This window comes from Amycolatopsis sp. cg9, from assembly GCF_041346945.1.
Classification (GTDB): Bacteria; Actinomycetota; Actinomycetes; order Mycobacteriales; family Pseudonocardiaceae; genus Amycolatopsis.
In genome coordinates this window covers 6722530-6748549 of record NZ_CP166850.1, presented here as the reverse complement: position 1 = coordinate 6748549, position 26020 = coordinate 6722530, and the positions used below count along the sequence as shown (strand labels likewise).

Below are 26020 nucleotides of genomic sequence, written 5' to 3'. Positions count from 1 at the left end.
TTGTGCAGTCCACCGACCGTGAGGAAAGCCTTTGATGTCGAGGCGTCACCGGAAAGCCGTCTTCATCGCCACGGGGTGCGTCATCGCCGTTGTCGGGCTGCTGTCGGTGATCTCCCTCGTGACGAGCTCGCTTGAGGAGAACGTCTCCTACGGCAATATCGCGGTCTCCCTCATCGGGGTCGGCACCACCGCTGCCTCGATCATCACGTTCGCGCTCCGGCGTCAACCGGTTCCGCCCGGCGATCAAGCGGCAGACACGATCGCCGCTCGGTTGCTGGACCAGTGGACCGCGGAAGTCCGGCATCGGCGGCAGCACTTCGGCAACGCGCGCACAGTCCCGCTGACCTGGCGAAAATCCGATCCCGCTCTCGCCGCCGACCCAGCGACCGTTTTCGGGGAGGACGCACGGTTCGGCAAGGTCGAGCTCAAGCTGGACGGCCGGACCGGGACGAATCCCGACCAGGCGGCGCTCAGACTCGCCGAGGCGTTCAACAGCGTTCCAAGCCGGCGGCTGGTCGTCATCGGCAAGCCCGGTTCGGGAAAGACGTTCCTGGGGATCATCCTGACCATTGGTCTGCTCCGGTCGCGCGCACCCGGATCCCCGGTCCCGATGTTCCTGTCGTTGTCGTCGTGGGACCCGGTGGTCGACACCCTCGAAGATTGGCTCGTCGAGACTCTGGCTTCCCTGCACTACGGCGACGATCCGGCGACTCCTCGCACCCTGCTTTCGCAGCAACTGGTGTTGCCGATCCTGGACGGGTTGGACGAACTTCCCGAGCACTTTCGGCGCCCCGCGATCAACAAGATCAACGAAGCCCTGCAAGGTGATCTCCCGCTCGTCCTCACCTGCCGTTCGAACGAGTACCGCGAGGAGATCACCGGCGGGGCCCCCGTGCTCCTGCGCACTCCTGTCGTCGAGCTTCTTCCGGTGAAGACTGTCGATGTGGTCCGAAACCTCAAGGACAACTCCCATTGGAAGGCCGTGGTCGACCACATCGAGCAGCACCCGCAGGGACCCATCGGAACCGCGCTGACCACACCACTCATGCTGTCCCTGTTCACCGCGACTTTCGAGCGGCGTGATCCGCAAGCGCTTCTTGACAAGCAGCTCAAGACCGGCCACGCCGTCGAGAACTACCTCCTGGACCAGCTGGTCGACAGTGCCTACCCGCCGGCCGACGCGACCGCGATGAGGAAGGAGAAGAAATGGCTGACCCGCCTCGCCGAATACCTGCACAAAAATGGTAAGCGCGACCTGAACTGGTGGGAACTCGCCGATCGCGCGACTTCGACCATCGGGACCATGTACCTCACGCTCCCCACAGCCACCCTGGCTCTCGCCGGCGTCGTGTCGCTGGCCCACCTGGCCAGTGGGGTGCAACTGCTCAGTCCGCTGGAGCTCTTCGTCGCCGCACCCGTCGTCGACGTCTTCTTGCTGGGTTTGACCGTGTCTGCGTTCCGCCTGCACACGGGCGGGCCGACCCGGCGCCGCAGCTTCTGGTCGGGCGCCGCGACCGGGATGCTCTGGGTGTCGCTGCTCGGACTGGGGTACCTCATCGTCACGACCAGCGCTCAAACGACCATCGACGCCACCGACGTCATCCGTGTCTCCACGCAAGCAACCGCGCTCCTGGCGTTGTCCATCGTCGCCGGCCTGACCGTCGGAGCTCACCAGCTGGCGAAACACGGGAGCACGGGACCGAAAAAGGGTGGACCGACCCGAGTCCTTCACCAATCACGCAAGACCGCGCTCACTTCGTCGCTTTCGGCCGGTCTGGTAGCCGGGGCACTCGCCATCCCGTTGGCAACGATCGCGGCCTCGATCGGCGGACACTTCGGAGAACGGATCGCCGTCGCCTTCAGTTTTCCCACCGTCGCCGAGATACACCTCCCGCGCATCGCTTACTACGGCATCTGGTCCGAATTCGCACCGACGGACCTCCGTCTCACCCTCGTCGGCATGTTCGAGGTCTTCGTCCTCTGCGCGGCCGCGCTGCTGAGCAGCCATACGTGGACTTGGTTCACGGCCACCCGGTTCGCTCTCTTCCTCGGTCGCCGCTCCCCTTGGCGCGTCATGCACCACTTGAACGACGCCCGCGAACACGGCATTCTGCGGGTCGCCGGCGCGTCTTACCAGTTCTGGCACGTGACTTTGCAGGAGCGCCTGGTTTCGGAGGCGCAGAAGAGGCCCCTCGTCCATCCCAAGGTGTGGCGCCTCGCAGGTGCCTCGGTGACGGCGATCCTGCTGATTACCTCGATTTCGTTGATCGCGCTGAACGAGCCTTCGACTTGCGCGACAACCGGATGGCAGGGCGCCGATGCACGGATGGCCCGCACGTTCGGCAACCACGAGTCCGCCTGTTTCGCATTCTTGGACGACGACGACCTACGACACTTGACCAGGAGCGGCACCGACTCCGACCTCCTGACGAAGATCGAATCGGTACACGAACCGAAGGACAATTCCACGTACTCGATCGTCGCCGTAGCCGGGAAGTTCACCGAGCTGCCCACGACGGAAATGCGAGCGGTTCTCCAGGGCGTCGCCGCCGCGCAGAGTCTTGCCGAAGATCCGCTGATCGTCGATTTCGTCTATGCCGACGGCGAGCGCTCCGGGGATTCCTCGATGAACTCGTTGGCGTCGACCTACGTGTCGAGCCGCGGAAGTTACCACCCGAAACACGAGAGAGCCGCATCCGCGATCGTGAACATCGACGCCAGCCAGTCAAAGGTGGCGCCGGACTCCTCCGTCGACTCCGTCGTGATCGGCAGTCGTGATCTCGACCTTCCGTCACTCGCCGCGCAGTACTCGGAAAACCTCGCGAAGAACCGGCTCACTCGATACAAAGAGCCCGGTGACCTTGCACCAGGAGAGCTCGAGGACGGTGTATCGGACGAGGAATGCGCCCAGCTGAAGAACAGGAACGACTTGTCGTTCGACACCTACGACCTGCGCCGGGCGGACTTGACCGACGCGCTGCTCAAGCGGATCAGCGCCTGCGGCTCGCCGCGCCTTCTCATCACGTACGCGCAAGTGACCGAGCTCCGCCTGCGAATCGAGCGGCTCCCCACGCTCTCGTTCGACTACATCCATGACACTTCCGCCGAACTGGCCACCAAGTGCCGGGACAAGCTGAGCTCGAAGGCACCTCAGCGGGCGACTGACACTTGCACAGCTGCCTTGTCAGGAGGGAGCGACTTCGGAGTCGGTTTCACCACCCTCCTCAGTGGTCGTTAGCCCAGGCCCGGTCGAGTGCCGCGAGACCGGCGTCGATCCTCTCCACCGGGATCGAGCCGTAGCCCAGCACCAGACCGGGCAACGGAAACCCGCCGCAAAGGTCGGAAAGCGTCTGCACCGCGACCCCCGCGGCCGCCGCCCGGGTGGCGATCGGCTCCAGGTCGGCGTCCGCCAGCGCACACAAGTGCAACCCCGCCGCCGAAGGAACCACCCGCAGCCGACCGGCGAACACCCGGTCCAAAGTGGACACCAGCCGCCCGTGCCGTTCCGCGTACGCCTTCGTCGCCCGGCGGAGGTGCCGCGCGAACAGACCGTCATCGATGAACCGCGCCAGTGCCGCCTGCGCGGGCAGATCTCCGTGCCAATCGGACAGCTGCCGGGCATGGCACAACGCCTCCCGCAGCGACGCCGGCGCGACCAGGAAACCCAGGCGCAGCATCGGGAGCAGCGTCTTCGAGAACGACCCCACGTACGCCACCCGCCCGTCGCGGTCCAGGCTCTGCAGCGGCTCCAGCGGCCGGTCCGAGAAGCGGAACTCGCTGTCGTAGTCGTCCTCCACCACGAGCGCGTCCGCGCGCGAAGCCCACGCCAGCAGCGCCGCGCGGCGGGGCAGGGACATCGGCGTGCCGAGCGGGAACTGGTGGGAAGGCGTCACGTACACCAGCTTCGTGCGCGGGGGCAGCGCCGCGACGTCGAGGCCTTCGCCGTCCACCGGCACGCCCACGACTTCGGCTCCGTGCGAGGCGAAAAGCAGTTTCGCCAGGCGGTAACCGGGATCCTCGACGGCGACCCGGTCGCCCGGGGACAGCAGCACCCGGCACAGGAGGTCCAGTGCCTGCTGCGCGCCCTGGGTGACGAGGACGTCCTCCGCTTCCGCGCGCACCGAACGGGAAACGCCGGCGTGCCGGGCGATCGCCGCGCGCAGGGCCGGGTGGCCTTCAGGGCCCGCGTAGTGGGCAACGCCGTCCCGGAGTTCGCGGGCGAGGAAGCGCCGCCAGGTTTCGAGGGGGAACAGCCCGGCGTCGGGGATGCCGACGCGGAAGTCGAAGGAAGGCTCGCGGGTGGCGGCGGCGACCGGTGGCGGCAGCGAGCGCCACACCGGCTTCGGGCGCGGTCCCGCCGCCGAGGGCACCGAGCGGCGCCGGGGCGCGGGCAGCGAAGCCGAGACGTACGTGCCCGCGCCGACCCGGCCGGTCAGGAAACCGTCGGCCGTGAGGCGGTCGTAGGCCACCGCGACGGTGTTGCGGGACACCGCCAGGCGCCGGGCCAGCTCGCGGGTCGGCGGCAGCCGCTCCCCCGCCCGCAGCCTGCCGTCGAGGACGGCGTCGCGCAGCTGGCGGTAGATCCGGACGCTCAGGTCGCCACGCCCGGCCAGGCTGACGTGGAAGTCCATCGGGCGACCTTACATTGGCCCAATGGCCCGAACCAGAATTGGATCTGGGATCGGGCCAAGTTCCGCTCTACCGTCGTCCCCATGACGAAGACCCCGGATCGCCTGCTCGCCGCCACCCAGCTGGTGGGCTCGCTCGGCGACGGCGCGTTCTTGACGTGCTCGGTGCTGTTCTTCACCCGGATCGCCGGGCTGACCCCGGCGCAGGTCGGGCTCGGCCTCACCCTCGGCTGGGCGGTGGGCTCGGTCGCCGGGGTACCGCTCGGCCACCTCGCCGACCGGCACGGCGCGCGGGGCTCGGCCGTGCTCCTGGCCCTCGCCACGGGCGCGTCGATCCTGGCCTTCCTGCTGGTCCGCTCGCCGGTGCTGTTCGTGCTCGCCGCCTGCCTCTACGGCAGCTGCCAGACCGGCCTGGCCGCCGCCCGGCAGGCGCTGCTGGCCGCGCTCGCCGACCCGGCACGCCGGACGCGCGTCCGGGCGACGCTGCAGTCCGCGGGCAACGCTGGGCTCGCCGTCGGCGCCGGCCTGGGCGGGCTCGCGCTGTCGGCCGACACGGCGACGGCGTACCTGACGGTCTTCGTGCTCGACGCCGGCAGTTTCGCGGTCACCGCCGCACTCCTGCTCGCGCTCCCCGCCGTGCCGCGCTCGGCGCCGCGCACCGGCGAGCCGAAGCTGGCCGTGCTGCGCGACCGCCCGTACGCACTGGTGACGCTGCTCAACGCGATCCTGTTGCTGCGCATGCCGTTGCTGAGCGTCGCGATCCCGCTGTGGATCGTCGAACGGACCGCCGCGCCCGGCTGGACGGTGTCCGCGCTGTTCGTGCTCAACACCGTCCTGGTCGTGCTGCTGCAGGTCCGGGTGGCCGGACGGCTGGCGAGCATCGGCGCGGCGGCCAGGATGGTCCGCCGGTCCGGGGTGCTGCTGCTCGCGTCCTGCGTGGCCTTCGCGCTGTCGGCGGCCGGGACGTCGCCGGCGGTCGCGTTCGCGGTGCTGGTCGTGGGCGCGCTGGTGCAGGTGCTCGGCGAGATGCTGCAGTCGGCGGGCTCGTGGGAGATCGGCTTCGCGCTCGCGCCGGCCGACCGGCAGGGTCAGTACCAGGGTTTCTTCGGCACCGGGGTGTCGGTGGCCCGCGCGATCGGGCCGGTGCTGCTGTCCACCGTGGTGATCGGCTGGGGCCTGCCGGGCTGGCTGCTGCTGGGTGGGGTCTTCCTGGCGGCGGGCTGGGCGATGGGCCCGGCGGTCCGCTGGGCCGAGGCCGCGCGCCCGCCGGTCAGGATTTCAGCCGCCGCGCGTTGAGCCCGTACTGCGCCAGCTTCCGGTAGAGCGTCGCCCGGCCCATGCCGAGCTTCGCCGCGGCCTGCACGACCGTCGCGCCCGGCTCGGCCAGGCAGCGGACGATCTCGTCGCGTTCCAGCGCCTGCAGCCGGCTCAGCCGGTGCCCGACCCCGGTGAACACCTCGGCGGGCAGCTGCGGGGTGTCGACCACTTGAGACCGTGAAGCGGCTTCGCGCACCACGCGGCGAAGCTGCTTCACGTTCTCGGGCCAGTCGTACGCCGTCAGCGCGCGAGCCGCCGCCGGGGTGAACGTGACGTCGCGGCCGCGGTCGCGCCGCGCGAAGTGGCGGGCCAGCGGGAGGACGTCGTCCGGGCGGAACCGCAGCGCCGGGACCTCGACGACCCGGTCGACCAGCGGGCTCAGCGCGGCGGGCACCGCCGCGGGGTCCTCGGCGGTGAGGACGAACGGGGGCAGGTCGTCGTGGCGGGCCTCGGCGAAGATCCGGGCCAGTTCCTCCGCCGCCCACGCGGGCAGCGCGTCCACGCCCGAGACGATCACGCAGGTCTCGGCCTTGGCCAGCTCGGGCGTCCACAGCGTCAGCCAGGTGTCGACGTCGTCGGGGGCCGGCGGGCGGGCGTTGAGGACGCGCTCGCGGGGCCGCAGCTCCCGCCGCGCCAGCGACGCCAGCGCCGTCTTGCCCGCGCCCGGCTCGCCGACGACCGCGACGACCCGGCCGCCGCCCAGCGCGGTCCGCGCGTCGGCGACCGCGGTGGTCCACGCGGGTGAGAGCCGCGGCAGGTCGCCGGGGTCGACCCGGTCGGCGTAGACGCGGAAGACCTCGCCGCGCGGGGTCGGGCGGGCGGTGCGGCCGGACGCGCGGGCCAGCATCAGCGCGGCGGTGTTGCCGGCCGCGGCCTGGGCCAGCGCGAGCAGCAGCTCCGAGGACTGCGCCGACCAGGTGGTCAGGTTGACGCTGCCGGCCAGCCCGCCGGTCAGCGGGTCCAGCACCGGCACCGCCGCGCAGGTGTAGCCGCGCAGGTCGGTGCAGTAGTGCTCGGCCGCCCGCACCAGCGACGGCGCCCGGTCGGCCAGCGCCAGGCCCAGCCCGTTGGTGCCCGCGTTGCTCTCCGCGAAGTAGAACCCGGGCGCCAGGTGCACCTTGTCGAGCGAGCGGTGGATCGTGGCGTCCGTGCACAGCCGGCTCAGCACCAGGCCCTCGCTGTCGGTGATCATCAGGCTGATCGGCTCGTTGGCCAGCGTCGCCTGCAGCCCGCGCAGCACCTCGGTGCCGCATTCGTAGAGCAGCGAGCCGGTGTCGACCGCGCCGGAGAACACCGGCACGACCTCGTCTTCCGGGACGCCGTAGCGCTCGCTGCGCTGCCAGGACGCCCGCAGCCGGGGCGCGATCGCGGCCTTCGCGTCGAAGGAGCGCGTGACGTGCACCTGCGGGTTCTCCACCTCGGCCTCCCGGGACGCGGCTCTGCGTCGGACGCCCCCAGGCTACGTCCTCCGCGCGCGGCGCACCGGCGGCCGCTGTCTCAAACTGAGACACGAGACGGGTCCCTGACCTGCGCCGACGTCCCTACCGTCCCCTCCATCGCGCCAACTGTGGAGGAACGCATGTACAGCAAGGACGGCGAGACCTACTTCATCGTGGACGCCCACGTGGCCCTGTGGGACGCGCGCCCCGAGAACCAGCGCAACATCCACGGAAAGCAGTTCATCGACTGCTTCTACGACTACCACCGCAACCTCAGCCCCGAGTCCGAGGTCTGGCCGTACGAGGACTACCTCTACCAGGGCGGCGACCGGCTGATGCGTGACCTGTTCGAGAACGGCTACGTCGACCACGCGATCTTCCAGCCCGCGCACCTCGGCGCTTTCTACAACAACGGCTTCGGGCAGACCGAAGAAGCCTTCGCGCTGACGCAGAAGCACGAGGGCAAGCTGACCTACAACCACTTCTTCGACCCGCGCTTCGAGCAGGCCGGCATCGACCAGCTGCGGCGCGACGCCGAGCGCTTCAACCTCAAGGGCGTCAAGCTCTACACCGCCGAATGGCAGGGCGACTCGCGCGGCTACAAGCTCGACGGCAAGTGGACGTACAAGTACTTCGAAGCCTGCCAGGAACTCGGGATCAAGAACATCCACGTCCACAAGGGACCGACGATCCGGCCGCTGGACCGCGACGCCTTCGACGTCGCCGACGTCGACCACGCGGCGACCGACTTCACCGACCTCAACTTCGTCGTCGAGCACTGCGGCCTGCCGCGGCTGGAGGACTTCTGCTGGATCGCGACGCAGGAGCCGAACGTCCACGCGGGACTCGCGGTGGCCATCCCGTTCATCCACACGCGGCCGCGGTACTTCGCGCAGATCATCGGCGAGCTGCTGTACTGGCTGGACGAGGACCGCATCCAGTTCTCCAGCGACTACGCGCTGTGGACACCTCGCTGGCTGATCGAGCGGTTCGTCGACTTCCAGATCCCGGAGGACATGCCGGAGTACGCGCCGTTGACGGTCGGCCAGAAGAAGAAGATCCTCGGGCTCAACGCGGCGGCGATGTACGACGTCCCGGTCCCCGCCGAGCTGCGGCTGGCCCCGGTCGAGCCGCAAGCCGTTTCGGTGGCCTGACGTGGACGCGTACGCCGCGCTGGACGCGGTACTCGACCCCGAGCTGGACGAGCCGATCACCGACCTCGGCTTCGTCAAGTCACTGGACGTGGACGACGGCCGGGTGACCGTCCACTTGCGACTGCCGACGTCGTTCTGCGCGCCGAACTTCGCCTACCTCATGGCATCGGACGCCAAGGACGTGCTGACGGCGCTGCCGTGGACGACCGAAGTGGTGGTGGAGCTGGACGACCACCACGACTCGGACCTCATCAACGCCGGCCTCGCCGCCGACGCGGGCTACCGCGGAACGTTCGGCCACGAGGCCGACGAAGACCTCGAAGAGCTGCGGGAAACCTTCCGGCGCAAGGCCCACCAAGCGGCGGTGGAACGTGCGCTGAGCGTGCTGCTGCGGGCGGACGAGCACGTCGACCTGCCCGGCGTCACCCTCGCGGACCTGCCGGACGTGCCCGCTTCGCAGGCCTTGCTCCGACGCCGCGAGGCACTCGGGCTGCCGTCCGAACCGACGTCGCCGGTGCTGGTCGGCCACGACGGAACCCCGTTCCCCCGCGAGGAAATCCCGCTGCGGCTGCGGTTCGCCCGGTCGGTCCGCATCTCGATCGAAGGCAACGCGCACTTCTGCCGCGGCCTGCTCCGCACCCGCTACCCCGAATCCACTGTGGAGGTACCAGCGTGAAAGCCGTCCAGGTCGTCGGGTACGACTCGCCGTTGAAGCTGACCGACGTCCCCGAGCCGTCGGTCACCGGCCCGTACGACGTGGTCGTGCGGATCGGCGGCGCCGGCGTCTGCCGCACCGACCTGCACATCCTCGAAGGGCAGTGGAAGGAGAAGTCCGGCGTCACGCTGCCGTACACGATCGGCCACGAGAACGCGGGCTGGGTGCACGCGGTCGGCGGCGCGGTCACCAACGTCGCCGAGGGCGACAAGGTGATCGTGCACCCGCTCATCACGTGCGGGCTGTGCCGCGCCTGCCGCTTCGGCGACGACGTCCACTGCGCACAGTCGCAGTTCCCGGGCATCGACACCGCGGGCGGCTACGCGGAGTACCTCAAGACGTCCGCGCGCAGCGTGGTGAAGATCGACGACGCGCTGGAGCCGGCCGACGTCGCGGCGCTGGCGGACGCCGGGCTGACGGCGTACCACGCGGCGGCGAAGGCGGCCCGGCGGCTGCGGCCGGGCGACAGGTGCGTCGTCATCGGCGCGGGCGGCCTCGGCCACATCGGCATCCAGGTGCTCAAGGCGATCTCGGCCGGGGAGCTGATCGTCGTCGACCGCAACCCGGACGCGGTCGAGCTGGCGGTCTCGATCGGCGCCGACCACGGCGTCGCCGCCGACGGCGCGCAGGTTTCGCGGGTGCTCGACCTGACCGGCGGCCACGGCGCCGAGGCGGTCATCGACTTCGTCGGCGAAGGCGGCGCGACCCGCGACGGGATCGCGATGCTGCGGCGGGCGGGCGACTACCACGTCGTCGGCTACGGCGAGAACATCGACGTCCCGACGATCGACGTCATTTCGGCGGAGATCAACCTGATCGGCAACCTGGTCGGTTCGTACAACGACCTGTGCGAGCTGATGGTGCTGGCCGCGCAGGGCCGCGTGAAGCTGCACACGGCCCGCTACCGGCTGGAGGAGTTCCAGACGGCCCTCGACGACCTCGACGCCGGGCGCATCCGCGGCCGCGCGATCCTCGTGCCCTGACCCGGCTGGTCCCGGCCGCACTTTCACGTGAAAGTGAGCCGGAGTGCGCACTCCGGGTCACTTTCACGTGAAAGTGCGGCGTTACTCGCTGGGCTGGGGCGCCGGGGCCTGGTGCAGGGAGAGGTCCTGGCCGGCGGCGGAGTCCTGGGCCCAGGCCCCGGACTCCGCCGTCCACGTCTGGCCGGCGAAGCTCACCTTGTCCACGCCCAGCGCCTCCGCCCGGCCGACCAGCCAGCTCGCGTACATCCAGCCCTGCCCGGCCGGGTGGGCGCCGCTCAACGCGGCCGTGCCCAGCTCCGCCGTGGCGGCGGCCGCCAGGTCGGCCGGGGCCGCGAGGGTCAGGTTGCGGCAGGTCAGCGTGGCCGGGAACTGGCCGTTGAACGCCGCCGCCATCGCGCGGGCCTGCGACTCCCACTGCGCGTACGCGTCCGGCACCCCCGAGCGCTGGATCTCCTGGGCGGCCTCGGTGATCGGCAGCGTCTCCCAGCCCGGCAGCTTCTCGAGCTTCTCGTAGAACGCCGTCGCCGCGTAGACGGGGTCGCGCAGCTGCGCCACCGTGCCCCAGCCCTGGCTGGGCCGCTGCTGGAACAGCCCGACCGAGTCGCGGTCACCGCCCTCGAGGTTGCGCAGCTTCGACTCCTGCAACGCCGTGGCCAGCGCGACCGTGGCCGCGTGCGCGGGCAGGCCGAGCTTGGTGCCGACGGCCGAGATCGTCGCCGCGTTGTTCATCTGCTCCGGCGTGAACGTGTACCCGTCCTGCCCCGGCTGCGCCACCGTGCAGCCCGGCGTCCGCACCGGGCTGCGCGTCAGCACCACCGCCACGACGATCCCCGCGGTCAGCACGACGACCGCCCCCAGGAAGATCGCCACCTTCAGGCCACACCCGCGCACCCTGCCTCGCCTTCACCCGTTCGCACCAGTCTGCCAAAACCAGGACGCGGCGCGGCGGGTCGGGGTTCAGTGGCCGGTGCCGAGGAAGATCGGGTTCGACATCGCGACCATCGCGTTCGGCTGGGTCGTGTTCGGGCCCCCGGACGGGCGGCGGACCTCGACGCGCACCCAGCGCGAGTAGCGCGGGTACGTCGTCCACGTGACTGTGGCCGCGCCGGCGTCGCCGATGGTCTCGGTGTGCTCCGGGCCGAGCTGGTCGAGGAACGTCACCGTCGTGCCCGGCACCCCGCCGACGGCCGCCTTGACCGTCACCGGGTCGCCGGTGCCGGCCGGCAGCCGCTCGCCGATCCCGGCCGTGCGGCCGCCGCCGGAGACCGTGAAGTCCAGCTGGACCGCCGACGACTCCGCCAGCCACGAACGCCCGGCCTTCAGCCCGGCCAGGAGTTCCTTCCGGCGCAGCCGGTCGGCGAGCACGACCGTGTGCGGCAGCGCGACCCGCTGGTCGGGGTTGTGCGCGTCGGAGTCGCCGATCGCCGGGATGAACCGGCCGCCGCGCAGGAGGCCGTCCCAGTGGATGACGCTGGCCTCGTCGTCCTGGGTCCACGGGCCGTTCCAGACCTCGACCAGGTCGGCGATCTCGTACGCGAACTCGTAGGTGCAGCCGAAGCAGTTCGCGAACGGGTGCGCGGCGGTGACCAGGCCGCCCGCGCGGTGCACCTGGTCGGTGAACCGGCGGAAGTCCTGCGGGTCGGCCGCGCGGTAGCGCCAGTCGATCCAGGTGCCGGCGGGCAGGCCGATGGCGGGCCAGTGCCCGGACCGCGTCGTCACCTCTTCGCCGTTGAGGATCAGCAGGTCGTCGGTGGCGAACCGGCCCCACACGAGCTGCGAGCTGGACGTGTTGTGGTCGGTGGACACGATGAAGTCCAGCCCGGCCGCGCGGGCGTCGGCGACCAGCTGGTCCGGCGTGCGGCGGCCGTCGGAGTGGACGGTGTGCAGGTGCCCGTCGCCGCGGTACCAGGCGCGGCCGCGCTCGCGGGCCGGCGCGGTCTCCGGCGCGGGCTCCGGGACGAACGGCGCCGCGTCGGGCCCGAAGGTGAGCGTGATGTCGACCTGGTAGTTCAGGCCCTGCGGCGCGACGGTGTACGGGCCGAGGACGACGTGCCAGCGGCCCGGCTTGATCGGGCCCGCCAGGTAGCCGGGCGTGGCCTCGGCCGCGCTGATCGAGAACCGGTCGCGGAAGCCGCCGGACCAGCCGCGGAAGCCGCGGGCGTTGCCCAGTTCGTGGCCCTCCGGCCCGAACATCCCGATGTCGCACGCGTTCCCGCGGGTGCCGGCCGGCACCGGGGGCTTGTCGTAGGAGTAGCGGACGTCGATCTGCCGCACCCCGCGCGGGACGTCGACGGGCAGGTAGTACCAGTCCGGGACGTCCGGCTTCAGCGTGCCGGTGACGGTCCGGGTCTGGCTGCCGGTGCCGCCCGGCTGATCGGCGAACGCGACGCCGGGCAGCATCCCCACCGCCGCCCCGGCCGCCGCCACCCCGCCCGCGCGCAGCAGCGCCCGGCGGCTCAGGTCCCCAGAACTCATGCGTACCTCCGCATCGAACGACGCCCCGACGCTAGGCCGCGAACGCGAACGCGGACAAGAACCGGCGGTGAACTTTCGGCGCGTGCCGCACCTGTCCGGTCAGGACCTGGCACGTCGGGCGAGGATCTTCGCGAGCGCGACGACGGTGACGGCGGCGGCCAGCCCCAGGCGCGTGACGTCGACCGCGGGCACCCACGTCACGCGGCCGCCCCGGACGACGAACGCGCCCGCCGGCCGGGCGAACACGCCGAACCCGGCGCCTTCCCGCACCGGCAGCGCACCGGTGTCGCCGCCGCCCCCGCCCCCGCCGCCGAACACCGCCGCGGCCGGGATGACGACGGCGCCGTCCCGCTCGACGGGTTCGCCGTAGACGAGTTTCGCGGAGAACAGGTCCCGCGCCGACGTGGCCAGCTGCCCGAGTTTCATCCCGCCATCCTGGCCGCACCCGCCCGGCGCGCGCACCTCCCGCCGCGCTGTCCACTGTGGCCGGTTCCGGCTGACCGGGTGGCGGCACCGGACGGGAAAGCTCCACGGAATCGGTGCAGCACTGAAAAAATTGCGCTGAAGGTGTGGCAAAAAGATGTATTCGAAAGCTTTCGGCGGATTCGGAGGTAGCTTCGCACCGCACGAATCCATTCGGTACACGGGGAGGAACCATGGCTTTGCTGAAAGACGGTGCCGGCGCGGCACCACCGGGGACGTCCACCGCGGCGCGGGCGCTGACCTCGGCCGATCCGTTCACCGCGAGCGGGATCACCGCCGACCGCGGCGCGAACCGGTACGGCGTCTGCTCGATCGAAGACTTCCCGCCCGGAATCACCGACCTCTCCTACACCCACGACGACGCCGGCGGTTTCTACAATTACGTCAAGCAGTTCACGGCGCCGAACTTCTGGTACACCGACGGCGGCGTGCTGTCCTGGCTCTACGGCGAGCAGTACGACGACTGGCAGGGCACGTACGGCTTCGACGCCTGCGTGGCCGAGTACCACTCCGGGCACGGGACGATGGACGGCAACGGCGTGTTCTGGATGCCGATGGGCGGCACCTGGGGCGGCTCGGCCTGGGCGAGCTCGGCCGACATGCGGCTGGGCAACGAGGTCGCCCGCTACCTGTTCTTCTCCACCTGCCTCTCGCTGCGCATCGGCGACGGCAACAGCCCGATCCGCACGTGGGACGCGGCGAACCTGGGCCTGCGGATGATCTTCGGGTTCGAGTCCACCAGCGTGGACAGCCCGAACTACGGCGCGTACTTCTTCAGCAAGTGGAACGGCAACGGCCACAAGTTCAGCAAGGCGTGGCTGGACGCGTCCTGGGACATCGACCACCACCAGGCGCCCTCGGCCGTCGCGTGCGGGGCGACGCAGGCCGAGGCGCAGGACCGGCTGTGGAACGAAGGGTCCTTCTCGACCGCCGCCGCGTCGAAGAACTGGTGGTGGTGGACGTGGTACGACGCCGCCCGGAGCATCCGCGAGGCGCGCCTCGAGCTGCCCGGCGCGCCGCAGACGGCCCGGTTCGCACCGCGCCGGCTCTCGCCCGCGCAGCTGGGCGAGCTGGCCGGGCACTACGGCGTCCGGCCGGGCGGCGGGCTGCCGGAGGCGATGGGCCCGCACGGCGTCGTGCTGGGCGCGGACCAGGGCGGCCCGCGGCTGAGCGTCGACCACCGCGGCGTCCGCGAGATCACGTTCGCCGAAGCGGACGGCACCGGCCGGGACGCGCCGAGCGCCGCCGAGGCGGTCCGGATCGCCCAGGACGCCGTCGAGACGTTCGGCTTGGCCGACCGGGTCGACCTCGTCGCGGACAAGGTGCGCCACCAGTACCACGCGGGCGGCACGCCCGAGGAGGTCGCGGAGCCGCGCGTGCGCGAAACCCACGTGGTGTTCACGCAGCTGGTCGACGGCCACCCGGTCGTCACGCCCGGCCTGGGCGAGGTGCGGGTCAGCATCGACGGCGGCGGCACCGTGACGACGATCGTCGACGCGACCCGCGAGGTCGACCGGCTGACCGCCGGCGCACCCGCGGCACCGCCGTCCGCCCGCGGGACGGCCCGTGAGCCGTCCACTGTGGACGAGGCACTGGACGCGCCGCTGCAGCGCCTGCTGCGCCGCCTCTCGGCCGGCGGCCGCGTGCCCGCCGAGGTCCGCGAAGTCCCGGATTCGACGGCGGTCGGCTACGCCCTGCGCGGCGACGACGGCACGCCGTGCGTCCGGCGGACGGTCGAGGTGGACTGCGGCGAGGGGCTCGCGAAGCGGTACGTCCTGGAGGCGCCGCTGCGGTGAGCCCGGGGGCGGGCCGGGCCGGCACCCGGTCGGGGGGTGCCGGCCCGTCCGCGATCCGAGGTGTGAACGAGGTGTATCCGGGGCATTAACGAACGACACCTGTGCTTCAAGGGGAGTTGCCCGTACCGAGGGGAGACACGCGATGACCTTCGACTTCGTCGGCCGCTGGCTGGGCCGGCATCGCGAACAGCCGGGGGTCACGGTGGACCTCTCCTGCGGGGGCCGGGTGACGCTGCGCGAAATCGACGGGCGCCCGGTGCTGGCGATCACCACCGCGCCGGGGCCGGACGGGCGGTGCGAGGTCGCGGCCGTGCCGTTGTCGGAGGCCGAACGCCGCGAGCTGGGCCAGGTCCTGGATCCGGCCGTCCTGCTGGCGTCCTGACCGGGGCCCCTACTTTCGCGGATCTGGATGTTTTCCGGCTCCGACCCGCCGTAGGCTGCGCACCGTGCTTTGTGGCAGCCCTCGCGAGAAACGCGGTCCCGGCAGTGTGGCGCGGGTCGCTTTTTGTGGGGTTCCCACAACGCAGCCGCCTCGGCATGCGCCATGGCGGACATTGGTCTACCCCGCGGTAATCCAGCAGGGTGTAGACAGGTGCAGGCGACGCTCCAGGACAGGTGCGTCGCCTTCTGTGCGTGGGTACTTGGGAGGCTCAGCCGGTGTTCAGTCGTGTCGCCATCGTCAACCGCGGAGAGGCCGCGATGCGGCTCATCCACGCCGTCCGGGACCTGTCGGCGGAAACCGGGACGCGGATCGAGACGGTCGCCCTCTACACCGACGCGGACCGCACCGCCACGTTCGTCCGTGAGGCCGACCTGGCCTACGACCTCGGCCCGGCTTCGGCCCGGCCCTACCTCGACCTCGCCAAGCTCGAGCAGGCGCTCGTCGAGACGGAGGCCGACGCCGCGTGGGTCGGCTGGGGTTTCGTCGCCGAGGACCCGGCGTTCGCCGAACTGTGCGAGAAGGTCGGCGTCACCTTCGTCGGGCCGAGCGCCGAGGCGATGCGCAAGCTCGGTGACAAGATCGGCGCGAAGCTGATCGCCGAAGAGGTCGGCGTGCCGGTCGCGCCGTGGAGCCGCGGCGAGGTCGCCACGCTCGACGACGCGCTGGCGGCCGGTGACCGGATCGGCTACCCCCTGATGCTCAAGGCGACCGCCGGCGGCGGCGGGCGCGGCATCCGCATGGTGGCCTCCGGCGAAGACCTCGCCGACGCCTACGAGCGCACCAGCCAGGAAGCCCTGCGCGCGTTCGGCTCCGGCGTCGTGTTCCTGGAGCGCCTGGTCACCGGCGCCCGGCACGTCGAGGTCCAGGTGATCTCCGACGGCGAGACGGCGTGGGCGCTCGGCGTCCGCGACTGCTCCGTGCAGCGCCGCAACCAGAAGATCATCGAGGAGTCCGCCTCCCCCGTCCTCGCCCCCGAGCAGACCGCGGAGCTGAAGGCGTCGGCGGAGCGGCTCGCGGTGGCGGTCGGCTACCGCGGCGCGTGCACCGTCGAGTTCCTCTACCACCCGGGCGAGAAGCTGTTCGCCTTCCTCGAGGTCAACACCCGCCTGCAGGTCGAGCACCCGATCACCGAGATCACCACCGGCACCGACCTGGTCAAGCTCCAGCTGCACGTCGCGGGCGGCGGCAAGCTCGAAGGCACCCAGCCCGCCGAGAGCGGCCACGCGATCGAAGCCCGGCTCAACGCCGAGGACCCCGACCGCGACTTCGCGCCCTCCCCCGGCCGCATCGCGCGGCTGGCCCTGCCCGCCGGTCCCGGCATCCGCGTCGACACCGGCGTCAGCGAAGGCGACACCATCCCGGCCGACTTCGACTCGATGATCGCCAAGATCATCGCCTACGGCCGCGACCGCGACGAGGCGCTCGGTCGCCTGCGCCGCGCCATGGCCGAGACCACCGTCATCATCGAGGGCGGCGCCACCAACAAGAGCTTCGTGCTCGACCTGCTCGACCAGCCCGAGGTGATCGACGCCAGCGCCGACACCGGCTGGATCGACCGCGTCCGCGCCGAAGGCCGCCTGGTCACCCACCGGCACTCCGCGATCGCGCTCGCCGCGGCCGCCATCGAGGCCTACCAGGACGAGGAAGAGGTCTCCGTCCAGCGGCTGCTGGCCACCGCGCACGGCGGGCGCCCGCAGGTGCAGCACGAAAGCGGCCGCCCGCTCGAGCTCAAGCTCCGCGGCGTCGGCTACCGCGTCAGCGTGGCGCGGGCCGGGCGGAAGCGCTTCCGCGTCGGCGTCTCGGCCGGCGCGTCGGACGTGCACCACGCCGAGGTCGAGATCGACCGCTTCGACGCCCACAGCGGCCAGATCCTGGTCAACGGGCGGCGGTTCCGCCTCGTGTCGGCCACGCACGGCCCGATCCACCTGGTCGAGGTCGACGGCGTCACCCACCGCATCAGCCGCGACGAGGGCGGCGTCGTCCGCTCCCCCGCGCCCGCCCTGGTCGTCGCGACCCCGCTGGCCGTCGGCGACGAGGTCGAGGCGAACGCGCCGATCCTCGTGCTGGAGAGCATGAAGATGGAGACGGTGCTGCGCGCGCCGTTCCGCGCCCGCGTCCGCGAGTGCCCGGTGTCGGTCGGCAGCCAGGTCGAGACCGGCGCGCCCCTGATGCGCCTGGAGCCGCTGGCCGACGGGGCCGAGGACGAGGCGGCCGAAGAGACCGAGACCGTCGAGGTCGAGCTCCCGACCGTGCCCGACGGCGTGTCCGCGGCCGAGCGCGTCGAACGCGGCCTGCAGGACCTGAAGAGCCTGCTGCTCGGCTTCGACGTCGACCCGGCCGAGCGCAAGCGGCTCGTCGCGGCCTACCTGGAAGCGCGCACCGAACTGGGCAACCGCCCGGTCGAAGGCGAGCTGGACCTGCTCACCGTCTTCGCCGACCTGTCCGAGCTGAGCCGCAACACCCCCGGCGGCGAGCTCGACGCCGAGTCGAACGGCGCCGTGCACAGCTCGCGCGAGTTCTTCCACAGCTACCTGCAGAGCCTCGACGTCGAACGCGCCGGCGTCACCCAAGGCTTCCAGGCCCGGCTGCGCCAGGTGCTCGCGCACTACGGCGTCGCGGACCTGGACCGCACGCCGGAGCTGGAGGCCGCGGTCTTCCGGATCTTCCTGGCGCAGCAGCGGATGGCGGCCGACGTCGCCGTCGTTTCGGAGCTGCTGCGGCAGTGGCTGACCGGCGCGCCGCCGGTGGAGTCGCTGAGCGAGCGCGCCGGGCTCACCCTGGAACACCTCGTCGAGGCCACGCAGGTGCGCTTCCCCGCGGTGTCCGACCTCGCCCGCGGCGTCGTGTTCCGCTGGTTCGCCCAGCCGCTGCTGCGCCGCCACCGCGCCGAGGTGTACGCCGCCGTCCGCACCGAACTGCGCTACCTCGACCAGCACCCGGACGCGCCGGACCGCGCCGACCGGATCCAGGCGATGATCACCGGCTCGCAGCCGCTCGTCCGGCTGGTCGGCCAGCGGATCGGGCGCCCGGGCCGTGATCACGCGCCGCTGCTGGAAGTGCTGACCCGCCGCTACTACGGCAACCGGCGGCTGTCCGGGGTCGCCGTGCGCGACGCCGGCGGCTCCCGGTGGCTGACCGCCGGGCTGGACACCGCCGACGGCGTGCTGCCGCTGGTCACCACCGCCGTCGACATCGCCGCCCTGCCCGACGCGCTCGGCGCGCTCGGCGAGGTGGCGACCGAAGGCGTGGTCGCCGACCTGTACCTGCGCTGGGAGGACCAGCCGGACGCCGACGCGGCCGCCGCGCGGCTCGGTGCGCTGCTGGCCGAGCACCCGGTGCCCGCGAGCGTGCGGCGGGTCGTCTTCACCGTGGCCGGCACCGGCGGCGCGGTGATGCACCACCACTTCACGTTCGAGCGCGACGGCGAGGCGTTCGCCGAAGACCGGCTGATCCGCGGCCTGCACCCGCAGATCGCCCAGCGCCTGCAGCTGCAGCGGCTGCGCGAGTTCGACCTCACGCGGCTGCCGTCGGCGGACGAGGAGATCTACCTCTTCAAGGCCGTGGCGAAGACCAACCCGGCCGACGAGCGGCTGATCGCGATGGGCCAGGTCCGCGACCTGACGCCGCTGCGCGAAGCCGACGGCCGCCTGGTCGCGCTGCCCGCGCTCGAGGACGCGGTCACCGCCTGCCTCGACGCGATCCGGAACATCCAGGCGCAGCGGCCGCAGAACAAGCGGTTCGACACCAACCGGATCATGATGTACGTCTGGCCGCCGACCGACCTCACCACCGAGGAGCTGAACACGCTGGTCCAGCGCATCCTGCCGACGTCGGTGGGGGCCGGGCTGGAGGAGGTCCAGTTCCTGGCGCGGCGGCGCACGGACGCGGGCAGGCTGACCGAGCTCGCCGTCCGGATCACCTTCGACCCCGGCCACGGCGCGCGGCTGCACGTCGACCACCCGTCGACCGAGCCGGTGAAGCCGCTGGACGAATACCGCCTGAAGGTCCTGCGGGCGGCACGGCGCGGGACGGTGTACCCGTACGAGCTGACCGACCTGCTCGCCGGCCCCGGCGGCACGTTCACCGAGCACGACCTGGACGCCTCCGGCGTGCTGGTCCCGGTCGACCGGCCGAAGGGCAAGAACACCGCGGCGCTCGTGGCGGGTGTCGTCACGACCCCGACCGCGCGGCACCCCGAAGGCGTCATGCGCGTCGTGCTCCTGGGCGACCCGACGAAGTCGCTGGGCGCCCTGTCGGAGCCGGAGTGCTCGCGCGTCATCGCGGCGCTCGACCTGGCCGAGCGGCTGCGCGTCCCGCTGGAGTGGCTCGCCCTGTCTTCGGGCGCGCGGATCTCGATGTCCTCGGGCACCGAGAACATGGACTGGGTCGCCGCGGCGCTCAAGCGGATCGTCACGTTCACCCAGGACGGCGGCGAGATCAACATCGTGGTCAACGGCATCAACGTCGGCGCCCAGCCGTACTGGAACGCCGAAGCCACGATGCTCATGCACACCAAGGGCATCCTGGTGATGACGCCGGACTCGGCGATGGTGCTCACCGGCAAGCAGGCGCTGGACTTCTCCGGCGGCGTGTCGGCCGAGGACAACTTCGGCATCGGCGGCTACGACCGCGTGATGGGCCCGAACGGCCAGGCGCAGTACTGGGCGCCGAACCTGCCGGCCGCGCGGGAAGTCCTGATGGCGCACTACGAGCACACCTACATCGCGCCGGGCGAGTCCGGGCCGCGGAAGGTGGCCACGACCGACCCGGTCGGCCGCGACGTCTCGTCGTTCCCGCACGCCGTCGTCGGCAGCGACTTCACGACCGTCGGCGAGATCTTCTCCGCCGAGCACAACCCCGACCGCAAGAAGCCGTTCGACATCCGCACGGTGATGCGCGCGCTGTCCGACCAGGACCACCCGGTGCTGGAACGCTGGGCGGGCATGGCCGACGCGGAGACGTCGGCGGTGCAGGACGTGCACATCGGCGGCCGCCCGGTCTGCCTCATCGGCATCGAGTCGCGCTCGGTGCCGCGCCGCGGCTTCCCGCCCACCGACGGCCCGGACACCTACACCGCGGGCACGCTGTTCCCGCGCTCGTCGAAGAAGACGGCCCGCGCGATCAACGCGGCGTCGGGCAACCGGCCGCTGGTGGTCCTGGCGAACCTGTCGGGCTTCGACGGCTCACCGGAGTCGCTGCGCAAGCTGCAGCTGGAGTACGGCGCGGAAATCGGGCGGGCGATCGTCAACTTCGAGGGCCCGATCGTGTTCACCGTGATTTCGCGGTACCACGGCGGCGCGTTCGTGGTGTTCTCCAAGACGCTCAACCCGAACATGACGGTGCTGGCCCTCGAGGGCTCGTTCGCGTCGGTGCTGGGTGGTGCCCCGGCGGCCGCGGTGGTCTTCGCCGGCGAGGTGAACAACCGCACGGCGAACGACCCGCGGGTGACCGAGCTGCAGGCCCAGGTCGCGGCGGCCGGCGGCGCCGAGCGGGCGGCGCTCAACGCCAAGCTGGCGGAGCTCCAGTCGTCGGTCCGCGCGGAGAAGGTCAGCGAGGTGGCCGCGGAGTTCGACCGCGTCCACAGCATCCAGCGCGCGGTCGAGGTCGGCTCGGTGGACGCGATCATCTCGGCGGCGGAGCTGCGGCCGCGGATCATCGAGGCCATCGAGCACGGGCTGAAGAAGTAGCTCTTCCCGGCGGGGCGGCACTTTCACGTGAAAGTGCCGCCCCTTCACCCGGCCGTAACGGGCCGGGCGGGCCCCGCGACTGTCCCCTTGCGGCTTTCGCCGCGAGCCGGAGAGGGGACCCGTTGACGCACACCGACTTCGCGCTGGACCCCGACGAGCTGCGGGCGCTCCTCGCGCGGCTCGAGACCGCGAACGACCGCTTGACCGCGGCGTCGGCCGACACCGACCTGCTGATCAACCTGCGCTCGCCCGCGGGTGATCCGGCCAGCGAGGCCTACACCACGCGCCTCGGCATGCTGTTCGCGGCCGACCGCGACCACCTCCGGCGCCGGATCGCGTTCCTGCGCGAGCTGGTCGCGAAGGTCGGCGCGTCGGCCGGGCGGCTGCGCGAGCAGGACGCCGCCGCGGCCGGCGACCTGGCCCGCTGATGCTGTTCCCCTGGTCGAACCCGCGGGTGCGGGCCGCGGTCCACCGGGCCGGGCCCGAGTCCGTGCACACGACCGAAGACGCCGAGAAGTGGTCCGCCGGCCTGGCGGGCCAGGACGCCGAGGCGCGGGTCGTCTCCCTGCAGGACCTCGTGGACCTGGTGCACCGCGGCAACGGCACCGGCTGGGCCGAGGCGGCCGAAACGGCACAGCGCGTGGCGATGGCGCACCGCGAGGTGGCCGATCTCCTGCATTCGGTCCTCAACCGGCTCGACGCCGCGTGGCGGGGCGAAGCGGCCGACGCGGCGAGCGCCACCACCCGCGCGTTCGGCGGCGGCCTCGACACGACCGAAGCGAGGTACGTCAGCAACAGCCTGAACGTCACCGAAGCGGACCACCGCTACCGGCAGCTCCACGCCGAGCTCACACGCCTGGGCCCGCGGCCGGAGAAGAGCCTCTGGGACCGCATCACGCCGTGGGACACCGACACCGAGCAGGCGATCACCGCCTACAACGAGAACGCGGCTCGGTACCTGGAGCACTACCACGCCTACGCCGCCCAGCTGGACGGCCAGGCCCGCGCCCTGCGCTACGACGACGGCGACCCCGCCGCCGAGGGTGCCCGCACCGGCCTCCCGGCCGCCGATCGCGGCCCCGCCGGCCTTCCCGCCGCTGGGGGCCACGGCGCCGGCGGGGGTGCCCAGCCGCACTCCGGCTACCCCGCGACGACCGCCGCCGGTCCCACGGGGTTCCCGCCACCCACCCGTCCGCCCACCACTCCCCCGGTACCCGCCCCGGCGGTGGCCGCTCACCCGCTACCGGGCCCGGCCGGCGCCGATCCGGCCGTCCCCGGCGCGACGAGGACGACCGGCTTCGTCCCCACCGAGCCCCCGGGCTGGTCGGCCCCGGTGCCCGGCGCGACGGCCCCGGCGCCCCCAGCGGCCGGATCGGCGGCGGGCGCCGTCCCGCCGCCGGGCCTCACCGGCCCCTTCCGCGCCACTCCGCCGGGTCCCGGCACCTCCCGCGGCGTCCCGCCGGGTCCCGGCTCCCGCGGCGGAGAACCGGGCGCGTCCCGCGGCACGAGCGGTTCCGGCGGGCAGGCGCCGGGCCGGCGTTCGCGGCGGGAGGGCGACCGGGAGCACGAACGCAAGTACGTCCTCGACGACGGCTCCCTCTTCACCGACGACGAGCGGTACGGCCGGGTCGACCCGGTCACCGGGCAGACCACCGTCGACCCCACCATCGGTGCCTGACCCGGGGAGAACCGCATGCCCGTCTTCGACGAACCCGTCGTCCTGCCCCGGCTCGCGTTCCTGACCGCCTGGCGCCTGCTGGACCTCGGCGAGCCGCCCGCGGCGCTCGGCACCGCCCGCCACCACTGGGTCCGCGAAGACACCGCGGCGGAACTCGAAAAGCGCACGATGCGCACGCTCACCGCGCTCGGGCTCGCGCGCAACAACCGGCTGAACGACCTCTGGCGCACGTCCCTGCGGACCCTCGCGCACGCGGACCACGAGTTCTACTCCTGGACCACCCACCGCGACGGCGGGCACGGCGCGGTCCTGGTCGCGGCGCGGGGCGAGGACGCGATCCGGCTGGTCGCCGACGACGTGGCGGTGCTCGTCGAGCCGGTGCGCCCGGTCCGGCTCGCGACCAGCCTCCTCGACGGCCTGCCCGAGCTCGACGGCGCCGACGTCCCGGACCGGGTGCAGCCCGCGAGCGCCGCGCCGCTGGGCGAACCGCGGGAAGCGGTCCACCAGCTCTACACCGCGCGGCGCGACCGCGGCGTGCGGATCCGCTCGAACCCGGCCACCGCGCTCGACCTCGGCCGCGGCCGGGTGCTGACGTACCCGGCGGGCGAGGACGCCGTCGTGGTGGCGCCGGGCACCCCGCGGCTGATCGTCGCCCTGCTGAACGAGACGCACGCCGGGCTGATCTGAGCACGCCCGGTTTCGCGACTTTCGGGGGTGTGCCGGGTTTGCCCGCCCCGACACACTGTGCGTGCCGGTGCGGTGACCAAGGGTTCCCGCCGGACCTCCATCCGTGCGGCGTGAGGAGATCCTCCGATGGCGTCAAGGTCCCTGTCCCGGCTCGCCCTCGCGGCGACCGGGGTCCTGCTCACCACCCTGCTCGGGGGTACGGCCACCGCCCAGCCGGCGGACACGCCGGTCTTCTGGCGCGTGCCGGCCACCGCCGCCCAGGCGCAGGCGCTGACCGAAGCCGGCTTCGACGTCGAAGAAGGCGACGCGGGTGCCGTCTACGTCGTCGGCGGCCAGGGCGTCGCGAACCAGCTGCGGGCGCGCGGCTACCGGCCGTCGTTCTTCGACACCGTCTACAAAGAACTCCCCGCCGAGACGAACAAGCTGGCGGCCGACACCTACTACGGCGGGTACCGGACGGTCACCGCGCACGAGAACCACCTCGCTCAGGTCGCTTCCGCGCACCCGGACCTGGCCACGAAGTACACGATCGGCCAGTCGTGGAAGAAGACCAAGGGCCAGGGCGGCCACGACGTCCAGGCGCTCTGCCTGACGAAGAAGCAGGCGGGCGACTGCACGCTGTCGACGACGTCGCCGAAGCCGAAGTTCTTCCTGATGGCCCAGATCCACGCGCGCGAGCTGTCGACCGGCGAGCTCGCCTGGCGCTGGATCGACTACCTCGCCGACGGCTACGCCACCGACGCCACCGCGAAGTCCATCTTGGACACGACCGAGGTGTGGGTGGTGCCGATCGCCAATCCCGACGGCGTCGACATCGTCGCCTCCGGCGGGAATTCGCCCAAGCTGCAGCGCAAGAACGCCGACAACTCGCGCGGAAGCTGCACGGGCACGAACATCGGCATCGACCTCAACCGCAACTCGACGTTCAAGTGGGGCGGCGACTCCAACTCCGCCTGTTCGGAGACCTACCAGGGCGTGAGCGCGGGCTCCGAGCCGGAGACACAGGCGCTGGAGAAGCTGGCCCGCGCGATCTTCCCGGACCAGCGCGGCACCGGGAACAACGACCCCGCGCCGGCCACCGCCAAGGGCACGATGATCACGCTGCACAGCTACGGCAACGACATCATCATCCCGTGGGGCTTCACCCAGGCCACCTCGCCGAACGACGCGCAGTACCGCAAGCTCGGCGCGAAGTACGCGGCGTCCAACGGCTACCTCGTCGGCACCAACGAGGAAACCGTCGGCTACGACACGTCCGGCACCACCGACGACTTCACCTACGGCGAACTCGGCGTCGCCAGCGTGACGTTCGAGGTCGGCGGCTCCAGCGGCACCTGCGGTGGTTTCCTCCCCCGCTACACCTGCGTCGACAGCACGTTCTGGCCGAAGAACAAGGGCGCGCTGATCACGGCCGCGAAGGCCGCGGCGGCGCCGTACCAGCAGTAGTTCAGGGCCGGCAGGCGTAGACGCAGTTCTGCGGACGCGGGGACCCGAGCACTTCGACGTGCCGGAACCCCGCGTCCGCGAGCAGTTCGAGGGCTTTTCCGGTGCCCCACACGGCTCCCAGCGCGGCGCCGCCTTCGGCCATCGACGTCGTCGTGCAGTACATCAGGCTGATCGAGTAGCACAGCGCGGCGAGCGGGTTGCCGACGTTCTCGGCGACGTCACTGGAGAAGTTCGTGTCCACCATGAAGAACAGGCCGTCCGGCGCCAGCGCGCCGCGGACCCGCCGCAGCACGACGTCCGGCCGGTCCTGGTCGTGGACGGCGTCGAACGCGGTGATCACGTCGTACGGCGGATCGGCCGTGAGCTCGGCGGCGTCCCCGACGGCGAACTCGGCGTTCGGGAGGTCCCGGGTGTTTTCCCGGGCCTGATCGACCACCCCGGGGTTGATGTCGAGCCCGGTGAACCGCGAGGCGGGGAACGCCCGCGCGGCGACGGCGATCGCGTTGCCGGTGCCGCAGCCGAGGTCGAGCACGCGCGCCCCGGCGGTGAGCCGCTCGGTCAGGCCGGGGACCGCGCCGAAGAAGCCGTCGACGAGGTGTTCGCGGTAGATGTGCTTCCAGCTGTCCCCGGTTTTCGCGCCCAGGGCCTCGAGGTGGGGCCCGTACGCCTCGCGCGGGACTCCGCCGCCCTCGGCGAACGCGCGTTCCAGGTCGGGGAGGATGCCGGTGAACGCGCTGAGGGTGAGCAGGGACGGCATCAGGTTCGCCGCCGTTTCGCCGAGCAGGAACTTCGCGTGCTCGGGCGGGAAGGTGTACTCGCCGGCGTCGTGGGTGAAGACGCCGCCGGTGACCATGGCCCCGAGCCACTCGCGGACGTAACGCTCGTGGAGCCCGGCGCGCTCGGCCAGCCCGGCGCTGGTGGCGGGCCCGCGAGCGGCCGCTTCGAAGAGGCCGGTGCGGTGGCCGACGCCGATCAGCATGGTGAGCGCGCTGCCGGTCATGACCGCCGTCAGGTGGGCGGCGAAGTCCTTCTCCTCCATGGGAGCCGAGCTTACCCGCCCGGCCGGACCGTCCGATGTGGACGGTCTGGC

At 71.9% G+C, this 26020-nt stretch carries 18 protein-coding genes; 12 read left to right on the top strand and 6 right to left on the bottom strand.

All coding sequences use genetic code 11. The annotated features are described in order from the left end of the window. Positions 1 to 34: 34 nt before the first annotated feature. Positions 35 to 3238, top strand: a complete 3204-nt coding sequence (locus AB5J73_RS31325; protein ID WP_370962272.1) for an NACHT domain-containing NTPase — start codon at positions 35 to 37, stop codon at positions 3236 to 3238. Here AB5J73_RS31325 and AB5J73_RS31320 read toward each other — a convergent pair. Next, on the bottom strand, positions 3225 to 4631 hold the full coding sequence (locus AB5J73_RS31320) for a PLP-dependent aminotransferase family protein (protein WP_370962271.1): 1407 nt from the start codon (positions 4629 to 4631) through the stop codon (positions 3225 to 3227). The two genes, AB5J73_RS31325 and AB5J73_RS31320, sit on opposite strands and share 14 nt — an antisense overlap. Positions 4632 to 4712: 81 nt before the next feature. On the opposite strand from AB5J73_RS31320, the gene AB5J73_RS31315 reads away from it, so the two are divergent. Next, positions 4713 to 5924 (top strand): MFS transporter, encoded by a 1212-nt coding sequence (locus AB5J73_RS31315; RefSeq protein WP_370962270.1) that lies wholly within the window; start codon positions 4713 to 4715, stop codon positions 5922 to 5924. Here the strand turns inward: AB5J73_RS31315 and AB5J73_RS31310 are convergent. Beyond that, positions 5899 to 7362, bottom strand: coding sequence for a helix-turn-helix domain-containing protein (locus AB5J73_RS31310; RefSeq protein WP_370962269.1), 1464 nt, complete (start codon positions 7360 to 7362; stop codon positions 5899 to 5901). The genes AB5J73_RS31315 and AB5J73_RS31310 overlap by 26 nt on opposite strands. A 162-nt stretch (positions 7363 to 7524) precedes the next feature. Between AB5J73_RS31310 and AB5J73_RS31305 the strand changes: the two genes are divergently transcribed. From AB5J73_RS31305 to AB5J73_RS31295, 3 genes are read left to right on the top strand one after another with little or no spacing between them, the layout of a single operon-like run. After that, the gene (locus AB5J73_RS31305) at positions 7525 to 8538 is read left to right on the top strand and encodes an amidohydrolase family protein (protein ID WP_370962268.1); all 1014 of its coding nucleotides are present in this window, start codon (positions 7525 to 7527) and stop codon (positions 8536 to 8538) included. Position 8539: 1 nt separating this feature from the next. Beyond that, positions 8540 to 9214: an iron-sulfur cluster assembly protein gene (locus tag AB5J73_RS31300; RefSeq protein WP_370962267.1), complete on the top strand. Its 675-nt coding sequence runs from the start codon at positions 8540 to 8542 to the stop codon at positions 9212 to 9214. Next, positions 9211 to 10236 carry an NAD(P)-dependent alcohol dehydrogenase gene (locus tag AB5J73_RS31295; RefSeq protein ID WP_370962266.1) on the top strand — a complete coding sequence of 342 codons (1026 nt, stop codon included), beginning with the start codon at positions 9211 to 9213 and terminating at the stop codon, positions 10234 to 10236. Before AB5J73_RS31300 ends, AB5J73_RS31295 begins: the two co-directional genes overlap by 4 nt. Before the next feature lie 81 nt (positions 10237 to 10317). On the opposite strand, the gene AB5J73_RS31290 is transcribed toward AB5J73_RS31295, so the two are convergent. From AB5J73_RS31290 to AB5J73_RS31280, 3 genes are all read right to left on the bottom strand, one after another. After that, positions 10318 to 11100 carry a hypothetical protein gene (locus AB5J73_RS31290; RefSeq protein ID WP_370973400.1) on the bottom strand — a complete coding sequence of 261 codons (783 nt, stop codon included), beginning with the start codon at positions 11098 to 11100 and terminating at the stop codon, positions 10318 to 10320. A 93-nt stretch (positions 11101 to 11193) separates the two neighbouring features. Beyond that, positions 11194 to 12711, bottom strand: a complete 1518-nt coding sequence (locus AB5J73_RS31285; RefSeq protein WP_370962265.1) for a CehA/McbA family metallohydrolase — start codon at positions 12709 to 12711, stop codon at positions 11194 to 11196. 99 nt (positions 12712 to 12810) lie between these two features. After that, on the bottom strand, positions 12811 to 13137 hold the full coding sequence (locus AB5J73_RS31280) for a hypothetical protein (RefSeq protein ID WP_370962264.1): 327 nt from the start codon (positions 13135 to 13137) through the stop codon (positions 12811 to 12813). A gap of 230 nt (positions 13138 to 13367) precedes the next feature. Between AB5J73_RS31280 and AB5J73_RS31275 the strand changes: the two genes are divergently transcribed. The 7 genes from AB5J73_RS31275 to AB5J73_RS31245 all read left to right on the top strand — a co-directional run bounded on the left by AB5J73_RS31275 (position 13368) and on the right by AB5J73_RS31245 (position 24930). Then, positions 13368 to 14990, top strand: a complete 1623-nt coding sequence (locus AB5J73_RS31275; RefSeq protein WP_370962263.1) for a DUF6345 domain-containing protein — start codon at positions 13368 to 13370, stop codon at positions 14988 to 14990. Between the two features lie 142 nt (positions 14991 to 15132). Then, positions 15133 to 15372 carry a hypothetical protein gene (locus AB5J73_RS31270; RefSeq protein ID WP_370962262.1) on the top strand — a complete coding sequence of 80 codons (240 nt, stop codon included), beginning with the start codon at positions 15133 to 15135 and terminating at the stop codon, positions 15370 to 15372. A 275-nt stretch (positions 15373 to 15647) separates the two neighbouring features. Continuing rightward, the gene (locus tag AB5J73_RS31265; protein WP_370962261.1) at positions 15648 to 21119 is read left to right on the top strand and encodes a biotin carboxylase N-terminal domain-containing protein; all 5472 of its coding nucleotides are present in this window, start codon (positions 15648 to 15650) and stop codon (positions 21117 to 21119) included. Between the two features lie 122 nt (positions 21120 to 21241). Beyond that, a complete protein-coding gene (locus tag AB5J73_RS31260) occupies positions 21242 to 21547 on the top strand; it encodes a PE domain-containing protein (RefSeq protein ID WP_370962260.1) in 306 nt (101 codons plus the stop codon). Continuing rightward, entirely contained in the window at positions 21547 to 22797 is a 1251-nt protein-coding gene (locus AB5J73_RS31255; RefSeq protein WP_370962259.1) for a hypothetical protein, read from the top strand. Before AB5J73_RS31260 ends, AB5J73_RS31255 begins: the two co-directional genes overlap by 1 nt. A gap of 15 nt (positions 22798 to 22812) precedes the next feature. Further along, on the top strand, positions 22813 to 23484 hold the full coding sequence (locus AB5J73_RS31250; protein ID WP_370962258.1) for an ESX secretion-associated protein EspG: 672 nt from the start codon (positions 22813 to 22815) through the stop codon (positions 23482 to 23484). Positions 23485 to 23610: 126 nt separating this feature from the next. Further along, positions 23611 to 24930 carry a M14 family zinc carboxypeptidase gene (locus tag AB5J73_RS31245; protein ID WP_370962257.1) on the top strand — a complete coding sequence of 440 codons (1320 nt, stop codon included), beginning with the start codon at positions 23611 to 23613 and terminating at the stop codon, positions 24928 to 24930. A gap of 1 nt (position 24931) precedes the next feature. Here the strand turns inward: AB5J73_RS31245 and AB5J73_RS31240 are convergent, their stop codons facing one another. After that, the gene (locus tag AB5J73_RS31240; protein WP_370962256.1) at positions 24932 to 25969 is read right to left on the bottom strand and encodes a methyltransferase domain-containing protein; all 1038 of its coding nucleotides are present in this window, start codon (positions 25967 to 25969) and stop codon (positions 24932 to 24934) included. Positions 25970 to 26020 lie beyond the last annotated feature (51 nt).

What these genes read in the sequence shown, in the direction of transcription:
- AB5J73_RS31305 (WP_370962268.1), top strand. Translation starts at nt 7,525, where the DNA reads ATGTACAGCAAGGACGGCGAGACCTACTTCATCGTGGACGCCCACGTG.
- AB5J73_RS31275 (WP_370962263.1), top strand. Translation starts at nt 13,368, where the DNA reads ATGGCTTTGCTGAAAGACGGTGCCGGCGCGGCACCACCGGGGACGTCC.
- AB5J73_RS31255 (WP_370962259.1), top strand. Translation starts at nt 21,547, where the DNA reads ATGCTGTTCCCCTGGTCGAACCCGCGGGTGCGGGCCGCGGTCCACCGG.
- AB5J73_RS31240 (WP_370962256.1), bottom strand. Translation starts at nt 25,969, where the DNA reads ATGGAGGAGAAGGACTTCGCCGCCCACCTGACGGCGGTCATGACCGGC.
- AB5J73_RS31280 (WP_370962264.1), bottom strand. Translation starts at nt 13,137, where the DNA reads ATGAAACTCGGGCAGCTGGCCACGTCGGCGCGGGACCTGTTCTCCGCG.
- AB5J73_RS31315 (WP_370962270.1), top strand. Translation starts at nt 4,713, where the DNA reads ATGACGAAGACCCCGGATCGCCTGCTCGCCGCCACCCAGCTGGTGGGC.
- AB5J73_RS31250 (WP_370962258.1), top strand. Translation starts at nt 22,813, where the DNA reads ATGCCCGTCTTCGACGAACCCGTCGTCCTGCCCCGGCTCGCGTTCCTG.
- AB5J73_RS31270 (WP_370962262.1), top strand. Translation starts at nt 15,133, where the DNA reads ATGACCTTCGACTTCGTCGGCCGCTGGCTGGGCCGGCATCGCGAACAG.
- AB5J73_RS31325 (WP_370962272.1), top strand. Translation starts at nt 35, where the DNA reads ATGTCGAGGCGTCACCGGAAAGCCGTCTTCATCGCCACGGGGTGCGTC.
- AB5J73_RS31245 (WP_370962257.1), top strand. Translation starts at nt 23,611, where the DNA reads ATGGCGTCAAGGTCCCTGTCCCGGCTCGCCCTCGCGGCGACCGGGGTC.
- AB5J73_RS31320 (WP_370962271.1), bottom strand. Translation starts at nt 4,631, where the DNA reads ATGGACTTCCACGTCAGCCTGGCCGGGCGTGGCGACCTGAGCGTCCGG.
- AB5J73_RS31285 (WP_370962265.1), bottom strand. Translation starts at nt 12,711, where the DNA reads ATGAGTTCTGGGGACCTGAGCCGCCGGGCGCTGCTGCGCGCGGGCGGG.